Source organism: Chryseobacterium sp. X308 (assembly GCF_020733145.1).
Taxonomy (GTDB): Bacteria; Bacteroidota; Bacteroidia; order Flavobacteriales; family Weeksellaceae; genus Chryseobacterium; species Chryseobacterium cupriresistens.
The window spans coordinates 18908-30567 of sequence record NZ_JAJFZH010000026.1 but is presented as its reverse complement, the minus strand read 5'-3'; the positions used below and the strand labels follow the sequence as shown (position 1 = coordinate 30567).

At 38.4% G+C, this 11660-nt stretch carries 7 protein-coding genes; 6 read left to right on the top strand and 1 reads right to left on the bottom strand.

The window, feature by feature from the left end:
- Positions 1-82: 82 nt before the first annotated feature.
- On the top strand, positions 83-817 hold the full coding sequence (locus LIV57_RS20280) for a LytR/AlgR family response regulator transcription factor (RefSeq protein ID WP_227944045.1): 735 nt from the start codon (positions 83-85) through the stop codon (positions 815-817).
- Between the two features lie 72 nt (positions 818-889).
- Positions 890-1432: a lipocalin family protein gene (locus LIV57_RS20275; protein ID WP_202839715.1), complete on the top strand. Its 543-nt coding sequence runs from the start codon at positions 890-892 to the stop codon at positions 1430-1432.
- Between the two features lie 79 nt (positions 1433-1511).
- Here the strand turns inward: LIV57_RS20275 and LIV57_RS20270 are convergent, their stop codons facing one another.
- Positions 1512-1985 carry a hypothetical protein gene (locus tag LIV57_RS20270; protein WP_110010729.1) on the bottom strand — a complete coding sequence of 158 codons (474 nt, stop codon included), beginning with the start codon at positions 1983-1985 and terminating at the stop codon, positions 1512-1514.
- A 114-nt stretch (positions 1986-2099) separates the two neighbouring features.
- On the opposite strand from LIV57_RS20270, the gene LIV57_RS20265 reads away from it, so the two are divergent.
- From LIV57_RS20265 to LIV57_RS20250, 4 genes are all read left to right on the top strand, one after another.
- Positions 2100-3350, top strand: a complete 1251-nt coding sequence (locus tag LIV57_RS20265) for a CinA family nicotinamide mononucleotide deamidase-related protein (RefSeq protein ID WP_227944044.1) — start codon at positions 2100-2102, stop codon at positions 3348-3350.
- An 87-nt stretch (positions 3351-3437) separates the two neighbouring features.
- Positions 3438-6836: a polysaccharide deacetylase family protein gene (locus LIV57_RS20260; protein WP_227944043.1), complete on the top strand. Its 3399-nt coding sequence runs from the start codon at positions 3438-3440 to the stop codon at positions 6834-6836.
- A 294-nt stretch (positions 6837-7130) separates the two neighbouring features.
- Complete coding sequence (locus LIV57_RS20255) at positions 7131-9188, top strand: M13 family metallopeptidase (protein ID WP_110010726.1); 2058 nt, start codon at positions 7131-7133, stop codon at positions 9186-9188.
- Positions 9189-9558: 370 nt separating this feature from the next.
- Positions 9559-11655, top strand: a complete 2097-nt coding sequence (locus tag LIV57_RS20250) for a M13 family metallopeptidase (protein WP_227944042.1) — start codon at positions 9559-9561, stop codon at positions 11653-11655.
- The last annotated feature ends 5 nt before the right edge of the window (positions 11656-11660 follow it).

Genomic DNA, 11660 nt, shown 5'->3' with positions numbered 1-11660 from the left:
AGTTTTGGACCAATTGTACGATTGGTTAAATATCACTAATTTGCATCTGCAATCTGTTACCTGCCACCTAAAATCTGCTCAAATGAAAATAAAAGCTGTCATTGTTGACGATGAACTTATAGCAAGAGAAGTTTTACGAAACTATCTTACCAAATACTGTCCGCAGGTGGAAATTCTGGGTGAAGCTGAAAATATCAAAGAAGCAGTTCCGTTAATTGCTGAAAAACAGCCTCAATTGGTCTTTCTGGATGTAGAAATGCCTTTCGGAAATGCTTTTGATGTGCTGGAAGCTACCAAAGATTTCTCCTATGAAACCATTTTCATTACTGCATTTTCACAATATTCTTTACAGGCTTTAAATAAATCAGCAAGCTATTATATTTTAAAACCTATTGATATTCAGGAACTGATTCTGGCAGTGAATAAAGTAGCGGAAAGTCTTGAGAAAAAAGAGGAACTCAACCGGAATAAGATCCTTCTTGAGAATCTGAAATTAAAACCTGAAAAACAGCAGCTGATTCTTCCTACCTTACAAGGATTCGATGTGGTAAAAACGGAAGATATTGTAAGACTCCAGGCGGATGGAAATTTTACTCAGGTATATCTTACAGATGGTTCAAAGAAGATGGTGTGCCGTTTTCTGAAACACTTTGATGATCTTCTGGAAAACCCGTTTGTCAGGGTTCACAGGTCTCATATCATTAATACAGGTTTTGTAAAATCCTATCATAAAAGCGGAACCGTGATGCTGGCGGATGATACGGAAATAGAGGTTTCAGGAAGCTTTAAAGATAATTTCCTGAAAGTATTTTCATAGAATTTATGGGTCATTAACAGACCAAAGGCATTATTTTTGACGTTCTATCATAACCACCAAAATATTCCTGTCATGAAAACCATTCATAAAATTATACTTCCCGTTTCATTGGGAGCACTGGGGCTTATTATTTTCAATTCCTGTTCTGTAAGAATTCCCAGGGGAGCATCTGCGGTAAAGAATTTTAATCTTAAAAAATATCTGGGCAAGTGGTATGAGGTCGCCCGTTTCGACTACAGGTTTGAGAAAAACATGGACAATGTTACTGCAGAGTATACAGAGAATCCGGATGGTACCATTCAGGTAAGAAATAAAGGCTATGATTACACTAAAAAAGTATGGAATGAATCTATCGGGGAAGCAAAATTCGTAAAAGATCCTGCGGAAGCCCGTTTGAAAGTTTCATTTTTTAAACCGATCTGGGCCGGTTACAACGTCATAGATATTGATGAAGACTATCAATATGCTCTTGTGGCAGGAAGCAGTTTAAAATATCTGTGGATCCTTTCCCGTACCACGAGCATTCCGGAAAGTATCCGTCAGCGTTTCCTCCAGAAAGCAAAAAAAATCGGCTATAATACCGATGAGCTGATCTGGGTAAGGCATAATCAATAAAGAATAGTCCAAATCGCAAAATTGCGAAAGGGCAAAAATGCAGATAAGTATATTATGTACAGTTTTGCCCTTTTATCTATTAGCTGTTAATATATTCTTTCCATTCTTCAAAACGGTGATCTATCACCTGTTTCATCAGATCATAATTTTCATAGGTATCCTCAATGTGATAGAAAGTTTCATATTCATAGTCATTTTCTTCTGCTTTAGCATCAAAAATATTCACGTAATCATCAGCGAATGAGCTGTATCTGTTTCCAAAATCGGTATCATCAGCATAATAATCCTTTGCAAAAAGATTTCCCAGTTCATTCAGGTCATATTCTGAGAATTTTCCGTCGCAGGAATCCATAATGAATTCAGCACCGGTTATTTCTCTTCGCTTTACTTTTTCTATTTCCTCTTCACCATCTTCCTTCAGTTCATCAGAGATCAGATCGTTATGGATACACCAGTTCAGGAACATTCCTGTGTGGGTAGCCCCGTTTTTCTGAGGAAGGCCTTCCGGAAAATCACCGCCATAATGCCATGAAGCATCATCATATTTAGACATAATTTGTATTGTAATTTTAGATAATTTCTTCAAAAATAGAAAAAATCAATTTATATTGCCGCTGCCACAGAATTTTCCGTCATTTGCATAGAATTTTTTTCAACAAAAAAATATATGGAAAAAGCTGTTCTGATTACTATCGGTGATGAAATCCTTTCTGGAAATACGGTAGATACCAATTCTAATTTTATTGCTGCTGAACTTAAAAATATAGGAATAAAAGTCATTCAGATTCTTACGATCTCAGACGAAATTGAAACCATTAAAAATGCATTGAACACCGCCTTTGAAACCGGCGATTTAGTCATTACAACAGGAGGCCTCGGGCCAACCCGTGATGATAAAACCAAAAAGGCCCTGGCTGAATATTTTGATGATAAAATTGCTTTGGATGAGGTGACATTCAATCATTTGAAAGGCTATATGGAACGACGTGGAAGAGCAGATATTCTCGAAAGAAACCGCGAACAGGCATTTGTCCCTACCAAATCCATCGTTTTTCAAAACCATTACGGAACGGCACCATGTATGATGATGGAACAGGACGGAAAATTATGCTATAGCCTTCCGGGGGTTCCTTATGAGGTGAAACCGCTTATTAAAAATCAGATTATTCCTTATTTACAGCAAAGATTCAGTCTTCATTATATCCATACCCGGATTGTTTCTGTGGTGGGAATTCCTGAAAGTATCCTGGCTGATAAAATTGAAGACTGGGAACTGGCACTTCCGGAAAATATAGTATTGTCTTATCTTCCGGTGGGAACCCGTGTAAAGCTTCGTCTGACAGCTTCCGGTGATAACGAAGAGCAGTTGAAACAAATAACAGAAGAAGAAATCCAGAAATTGCTTCCTTTGGTAGAAGGTCATGTCATTGCAGTATCTGAGGATAAAATTGAAAATATTCTGGCAGAAATGCTTACGGAAAGAAACATGACGATCTCCACAGCGGAGAGTTGTACCGGAGGTGAACTGGCAAAAATGATTACTTCAGTTTCCGGCAGCTCGAAATATTTCCTGGGTGGAGTGGTTGCCTATGCCACAGAGAAAAAGATTAAAATTTTAAATGTTTCTAAAGATACTGTAGAACAGTTTACAGTTGTAAGTGAGCAGGTGGCCCAGGAAATGGCAAAAGGCTGTCAGGAATTGTTCGACACTCATATTTCCCTTTCTACAACCGGTGTTGCGGGTCCGGGGAAAGGAGAAGACGGTAAGGATGTTGGAACAGTTTACTATACGATCAGAATCAATGATCAGGAAGTAACCTCAAAATTATACATGCCGCATCTGGAAAGGGTAGATTTTATGAATTTTGTCTCCCAAAAAGTGATTCAGGATGTGGTAAGCCTGCTTGTAAACAGCTAGATAGGGAATTATTTTTTAATTTTTTTTTAATTAATTTTTATACAGTTTTTCACGCTTTTTGACTGCCATTCAATAAATTTCAAAATCGTGGAAAATTCCAAACAGATTTTTCAGACCAGCAGCAAAAAACGCTGGAAAAGTGTACAATGGGGAAGCCGTGTTTTTATTTTTATAGGAATACTGCTTCTCCTTGCTTTAGGTCTGATGATGACCCTGGACAGAAGTCCAAAAATTCCTTTTAAAGAAGATTATAAAGCTGTCATTACAGCCAATAAACCTTACCTTCAGGAGAATAAAATTTCTAAAGAATATAAAGGTTTCAGGAGCTTTATTTCTGAAAAAACAATTCACACCAATCTCGACAAGATTGAGAAAGCAAGAGCAGAAAGATATAAAAATCAGAACAGAAACTGGGCTCAGTTTCCTGGAGGAATCCGTTCTGCATTTTATGTAGCCTGGGATCCTCAGTCTCTGATGTCTCTGAAAAGAAATATCAGACACGTGAATCTTGTTTTCCCCGAATGGTTTTTCCTTGATCCTAAAACCGGAGATCTGAAAACCAATGTGGATCCGGAAGGCTATAAAGTGATCAAAAGAACAGGTGTGGCTGCCATGCCGATGCTGAGTAATAACTTTGACAGGGAATTCCGTTCAGAAGGGCTGACAAAAGTTCTTAATGATCCTCAGAAAAGAACCCGTCTGATCCAAAAAATCACTCAGCAATGTAAAAAATACCACTTCAAAGGAATTAATATTGACTTTGAAGATATGAACCTGAATTCTGATGAAAACCTGATTGCTTTTATGAAAGAGCTTTCAGAGACTTTCAAAAAAAATCAGTTACTGGTTACCATGGATATTATGACGGACAATGATGATTACAATATTCCAAGGCTGAATCCTTATGTAGATTATTTTGTGCTGATGGCTTATGATGAATACTCTGCCGGAAGCGATGCCGGTCCGGTGTCTTCTCAGAAATGGATCGAACAGCAGACAGGAAAAATTGTAAAGCAAACTTCCCCGCAAAAAATAATTCTGGGCCTTGGAGCTTATGGCTATGACTGGAGTTCCAATCCGGATGACAATACTTCTGTTACTTATATGCAGGCAATTACGAAAGCCAGTGCCAGTAAAGCGGTTATAGATTTTAATGACAATACGTTTAATTTAAATTATTCTTATACGGATTCCAAAAATCTTACCCACACTGTATTTTTCAATGATGCGGCTTCTATCTTCAATACAATGCGTTTCTCCTCAGAATATCCTCTGGCAGGAACTGCACTCTGGAGACTGGGAAGTGAAGACAGCAGAGTGTGGAACTTCTATGATAAAGATCTTACGTTTGCAGGGCTATCCAAACTGAACTTAAAAACATTGGAAAATGTAAAAGGGCAGACCATGGTGGATTACATTGGAGACGGGGAAGTGCTGGATGTCCTGAATACGCCTCATGACGGAAAGATTTCATTGGAAGTGGATCCGAAAGAGAAAATTATCACAGACGAAAACTATGTTACCTATCCAAGTTCTTATGAAGTGAAGAAATACGGCAGTGCTCCTCAGAAAGAACTCGTGCTTACCTTTGATGATGGTCCGGATGAAACCTATACGCCGCAGGTTTTGGATGTATTGTCCAGATATCATGTTCCGGCAGCTTTCTTTCTGGTAGGATTAAATGCAGAAAAGAATCTTCCGCTTGTTAAAAGAATTTATAGAGAAGGACATGAAATAGGAAATCACACTTTTACCCATGAAAATGTCGCAAAAGTAAGTCCGGAAAGGGCTTTGCTTGAAATGAAACTTACCCGTTTGCTCATAGAGTGTGTGACGGGACACAGTACAATCCTGTTCAGAGCGCCATACAACGCAGACTCTGAACCTACCACTTCGGAAGAGATTATTCCTGTAGCTTTGGCCAGACAGCAGAATTATCTTGATATTGGAGAAAATATAGATCCTGAAGACTGGCAGCCGGGAATAAAAGCAGATGAAATTGTAAAACGTGTAATGGCCGGAATCAAACAGGAGAGAGGGAATATCATTCTTCTTCACGATGCAGGAGGAGATACCAGAGAAGAAACGGTAAAAGCTTTAAAGATTCTGATTCCGACACTTCAGAAACAGGGTTATCATTTTACGAACCTGACCAATATCTTACACAAAAGCAGAAGCGAACTGATGCCTGAAGTGCCTAAAACGAAGTCATATTACATCATGCAGCTGAACCTTGTTTTGGCTACCGTTATCTATGGAGTAAGTCATTTTCTCGTGGCATTATTTACTATTTTCATTGTATTAGGATTGATCAGATTATTGTTGATGGCATACTGGGCTTTTAAAGAAAGAAACAAAGAAAAAAAACTGGGTGAGCTTCCAGTTCTGAAATCTTATCCGAAAGTTTCCATTATTGTTCCTGCTTATAATGAAGAAGTGAATATTGTGTCTTCCCTGCAGAACTTATTGAAACAGACTTATCCCAACTTTGATATCATCATGGTAGATGATGGCAGTAAAGATTCTACTTATGAAAAAGCAAAGGCTGCATTTCCTGATCATCCGAAACTGAAAATTTTCACCAAAAGAAACGGGGGAAAAGCAACTGCTTTAAATTTCGGAATAGCTCAGACCGATGCCGAATATGTAGTATGTATTGATGCCGATACCAAACTGCAGCAGGATGCCGTGAAATATCTTATTGCAAGATTTTTAAATTCTGATCCTGAAGAAAAGATTGCAGCAGTTGCAGGAAATGTAAAAGTTGGAAACAGAGTCAACTGGCTCACCAAATGGCAGGCTATAGAATATACAACAAGTCAGAATTTTGACAGACTGGCGTATGCTCACATTAATGCCATTACTGTAATTCCGGGTGCTATCGGGGCATTTAAAAGAGCAGTGGTTATTGAAACGGGAGGCTATTCATCCGATACCCTGGCAGAAGATTGTGATATTACCGTGAAAATTTTAAAAGCCGGATATACGGTAGCTAACGAGAACAGAGCAATTGCCGTCACAGAAGCTCCGGAAACTACCAATCAGTTTTTAAAACAACGTTTCCGATGGACCTACGGAATCATGCAGATGTTCTGGAAACAGAGACAGACTTTCCTTAACCCCAGATATAAAGGATTGGGACTTTGGGCGATGCCGAATATTTTATTATTCCAATACATTATACCATTTTTCTCGCCGATGGCAGATGTGATTATGTTCTTTGGAATTCTGTCCGGAAACGGAGACAAAATATTCACCTATTATCTGATCTTCCTTTTGGTAGATGCTTCCCTGGCTTTAGTGGCATTCGTCATGCAGCGGGAAAAATTAACCAATCTGCTGTATATCATTCCACAGAGATTCGGGTATAGATGGCTGATGTATATTGTATTATTTAAAAGTTTAAGAAAAGCACTGAAAGGCGAAATGCAGTCCTGGGGAGTTCTGAAAAGAACCGGAAATGTAAAAGAGATAGCAACTTCATGATAACTAATAAAGGCAGGAAGGAAGAATGAGGCTGGAAGTTGTTTTCTCAGTTATCATTTTTACGATTCTTATAACTTCCAGCTTCTTCCTCCTATTGTCTGATTTTTCCAGTAAAGAATTGGACTAAAAAATATGATCATGTAGCTGGAGGTTGTTTTATGACTTTCATAACTTCCAGCTTCCTGCTCCCAACTTCCCACTTAAGAAGCTTTCATGTTATTTATTTAAATTTGTTTTCATATTCAAGTAACAAATTCAAAATAAATCATACATATTCTATAAATTGTTATCATAATGAAAAAAATAACGCTTTCTTTGTTTTTAATAGCAGGGATCTGTACTCAGACGACTATGAGCGCACAAGCTAAAGCTGCTAAAGTAGCAGTGAATAACACAGATAAAGGCCTAGACCTTAGCCTGATGGACACTTCTGTACGTCCTCAGGATGACTTTTACAACTATGTGAGTGGAACATGGATGAAAACAGCCAAAATTCCATCTGACAAACCAACATGGGGAAGCTTCAACAAACTGGCGGAGGATACGGATAACAATTCCATGACCATCCTGAACTCTCTTCTGAAAGATAAATTTGCTGACGGAAGTGAAGGGAAAAAGATCCAGGATCTGTATGCTACATACATGAACATGGAGAAAAGAAATGCAGACGGAATCAAGCCAATCCAGGAAAATCTGAATAAGATTGATGCTATTAAAAATATGGCTGATCTTCAGAACTACCTTACTTCTGTAACGAAAGAAGGAGAGAACATTCTTTACGGATGGGGAGTGGATGCAGATCTTAAAGATTCTAAAATGAACGCCGTTTATTTAGGAAATGCCACTTTAGGTTTAGGAAGAGACTACTATCAGAAAGTAAACGAAAAAAATACAGAAGCTATTGCTGAATATCAGAAATATGTAGCTTCAATGCTAAAAGAATTAGGATATAAAAATGCTGATGAGGCTGCAAAAGGTATTGTAAACTTTGAAAAAAGTGTTGCAAATACCTATCTGACAAATGAACAGAGCCGTGACAATACACTTCAGTACAATCCTAAAACAATGGCTGAACTTTCAGCATTGGTGAAAGGAGTAGACATCCCTGGTTACCTTAAAAAAGTAGGAGTAAATACGGATAAGGTCATTATCAGCGAATTAGGATTCTATAAGAATTTTGATAAATTGATCAATGCTCAGGACCTTCCTGTGATCAAAGATTATCTTAAATTCCACATGATCCACGGAAGTGCTTCTTACTTAAGCGAAAACTTAGGAAATATGAAGTTTGCTTTCTATGGCAAATACCTTAGAGGCCAGCAGGAACAGAGAGCTCTTAACAAGAGAGGGTTTGAATTGATCAACGGTACTTTGGGAGAAGCTTTCGGAAAACTATATGTTGAGAAATATTTCCCTGCTGAAGCAAAAGCTCAGATGGTAGAACTGATTGACTATTTAAAGAAGAGTTTCGCAGTTCATATCAATAACTTAGCATGGATGTCTTCTACCACTAAGGAAAAAGCAATGCAGAAACTGAACAAGTTCACTGTAAAAGTTGCTTATCCGGATAAATGGAAAGACTATTCAAAATTAAATATCGTTTCTGAAGCTAAGGGAGGAAACCTATATCAGAACCTTCAGAACATTACCGAATGGCAATACAATAAAGATTTAGCTAAAATAGGCAAGCCGGTGGATAAAACAGAATGGGGAATGACTCCGCAGACTGTAAATGCATATTATAACCCGGTAAATAACGAGATTGTATTCCCAGCTGCCATCCTTCAGCCGCCATTCTTTAACCCTAAAGCTGATGCTGCTGTAAACTTCGGAGGTATCGGTGCAGTTATCGGTCACGAAATGAGCCACGGATTTGATGATTCAGGTGCACAGTTCGATGCCGATGGTAACCTGGTAGACTGGTGGACTCCGGAAGATAAAGCCAACTTCGAAAAAGCAACCAAAGCTCTTGCTTCTCAGTATGACAAATACGAGCCTGTAAAAGGAACTTTTGTAAACGGTACTTTCACAAACGGTGAAAATATCGCTGACTTAGGAGGTGTAAACATCGCTTATGACGCTCTTCAGATGTATTTAAAAGACAAAGGAAACCCAGGAAAAATCAGCGGATTTACTCAGGATCAGAGATTCTTCCTAAGCTGGGCAACCGTTTGGAGAACATTATCAAGTGAGAAATATATGGTGAATCAGGTGAAAACTGACCCGCATTCTCCTGGATACTTCAGAAGCTTCGGTCCGCTAATCAACGTTGACGCTTTCTATAAAGCATTTGATGTGAAAAAAGGAGACAAATTATACAAAGCTCCGGAAGACAGAATCAAAATCTGGTAACAGTAACAACCGCTCAGCAATGGGCGGTTTTGTTTTTTTAGGTAGCAGGTAGCAGGTTTTAGGGATTAGGGAAAATAGGTGATAAATAATAAGTAATAAGTAATAAGTAATAAGTAATCGAAGGGACAATCGTTACAATAACGGCTTCCATCATTCCCCTCCCACGGAGGGGTGGCAAAAATTCAAAGAATTTTTGACGGGGTGGTTCTATACCTAATAACATTAAACATTAAACATTAAACATTAAACATTGAACATTGAACATTGAACATTGAATTTTCGCTTTTCACCATATATCAATTATCATTCACTACATATAATTAAAGTTTGTATATTTGATAAGTTTGTGTAAAATCAAAAATTATCTTTAATGAAAAAGCTAAATATTGGAATACTTGCCCTTTCAGGTATTGTATTTCTTAATTCGTGTGGTACAGCTAAGACTGCAGGGACAGAGAATAAAACTGAAACTACGGCAAAAGTAGCCGAACCGGTAAAAGAAGAAGCAAAAGAAGAGGGAATTAATTTATCGTATATGGATACGAGTGTCCGTCCACAGGATGACTTTTTTAGCTATGTGAACGGAAACTGGGTGAAAACGACTCAGATTCCTGCCGATAAAGCCAATTGGGGTTCTTTCAATGCCTTGAGAGAAAATGTAGATGATGCTTCATTAGATATTTTGAACAAAATTCTTACAGAATCATATCCTGCAGGATCAGAAGGGCAGAAAATCCAGAATCTTTACGCTTCTTTTATGGATACAAATAAGAGAAACGCTGAAGGTCTGGCACCTATCAAAGCTGATCTTGCCAAAGTAGATGCTATTAAAACTCTTGGAGATCTTCAGAAATACCTTTTGGAAGCTACAAGATTAGGAGATAACTCTTTCTACGGATGGAGAGTAGGTGCTGATATGAAGAATTCCAAGATGAATGCGGTGTATCTTGGTGGTCCGGATCTTGGTTTGGGGAGAGACTATTACCAGAAAGTAAATGAAGCCAATACTAAAACACTGGCAGAATATCAGACTTATGTTGGAAAGTTATTCGGAGTTTTAGGATATAAAAATACAACTCAGGCTGCACAGAATGTCGTAGACTTTGAAAAACAGCTTGCCAATTACTTGCTGACACTTGAGCAGAACAGAGATGCCAACTTAAGATACAACCCTAAAAATGTATCTGAATTATCGGGTCTTGTGAAAAACGTTGATCTTGCCAAATATCTGAAAGATGCAGGCGTAAACACAGACAGAGTGATCATCGGAGAACTGAAATATTACCAGAATATGGATCAGTTCATTACCCAGAAAAACCTTCCTTTACTGAAAGATTATCTGAAATACCATATCATCAACGGAAATGCAAGCAACCTGGATGACAATTTAGAGCAGATCAGATTTGATTTCTATGCCAAATATTTGCAGGGTCAGAAAGAACAGCGTCCAATGAACAAAAGAGGACTTTCCCTTGTCAATGGTGTTCTTGGAGAAGCTTTCGGAAAACTGTATGTAGACAAATACTTCACTCCAGAAGCTAAAAAGCAGATGGAAACGTATATTGATTACCTTTTAAAATCATTCAAAACACATATTGCCAATATAGACTGGATGTCTCCGGAAACCAAAGTAAAAGCTCAGGAAAAATTATCCAAGTTTACTGTAAAAATTGCTTATCCGGATAAATGGAAAGATTATACACAGTTGAAAGTAGAATCTCCAAAAGAAGGAGCTACCTTATATTCAAACCTTCAGAATGTGGCAGCATGGCAGTATCAGAGAAGTTTGGATAAAGTAGGAAAACCTGTTGACAAGACAGAATGGGGAATGTCTCCACAAACTGTAAATGCTTACTACAGCGGATCAAACAACGAAATTGTATTCCCGGCAGCTATTCTTCAGCCTCCTTTCTACAATCCTAAAGCGGATGCTGCAGTGAACTTCGGAGGAATCGGAGCCGTTATCGGTCACGAAATTTCTCACGGATTTGACGACAGCGGTTCCCGTTTCGATGGAGATGGTAACCTGAATAACTGGTGGACGGATGCAGACCGTAAAAACTTTGATGCAAAAGTAGGTCAGTTAGCTGCTCAGTACAGTGCTTATGAACCAGTAAAAGGAAGCTTCGTGAACGGTAAATTTACAAGTGGTGAAAACATTGGTGACTTAGGTGGAGTAGCAGTGGCTTACGATGCCCTTCAGATGTATTTAAAAGATAAAGGAAACCCTGGAAAGATCAGCGGATTCACTCAGGATCAGAGATTTTTCATGAGCTGGGCAACGGTTTGGAGAACGAAAGCTACCGATCAGTATATGATCAACCAGGTGAAAACCGATCCTCACTCTCCGGGAATGTTCAGAGCATTTGGTCCGTTGGTCAATCAGGACTCATTCATCAAAGCATTTGATATCAAACCGGGAGACAAAATGTATAAAGCTCCTCAGGACAGAATAAAAATCTGGTAATTTTA

What these genes read in the sequence shown, in the direction of transcription:
- LIV57_RS20280 (WP_227944045.1), top strand. Translation starts at nt 83, where the DNA reads ATGAAAATAAAAGCTGTCATTGTTGACGATGAACTTATAGCAAGAGAA.
- LIV57_RS20275 (WP_202839715.1), top strand. Translation starts at nt 890, where the DNA reads ATGAAAACCATTCATAAAATTATACTTCCCGTTTCATTGGGAGCACTG.
- LIV57_RS20270 (WP_110010729.1), bottom strand. Translation starts at nt 1,985, where the DNA reads ATGTCTAAATATGATGATGCTTCATGGCATTATGGCGGTGATTTTCCG.
- LIV57_RS20265 (WP_227944044.1), top strand. Translation starts at nt 2,100, where the DNA reads ATGGAAAAAGCTGTTCTGATTACTATCGGTGATGAAATCCTTTCTGGA.
- LIV57_RS20255 (WP_110010726.1), top strand. Translation starts at nt 7,131, where the DNA reads ATGAAAAAAATAACGCTTTCTTTGTTTTTAATAGCAGGGATCTGTACT.
- LIV57_RS20250 (WP_227944042.1), top strand. Translation starts at nt 9,559, where the DNA reads ATGAAAAAGCTAAATATTGGAATACTTGCCCTTTCAGGTATTGTATTT.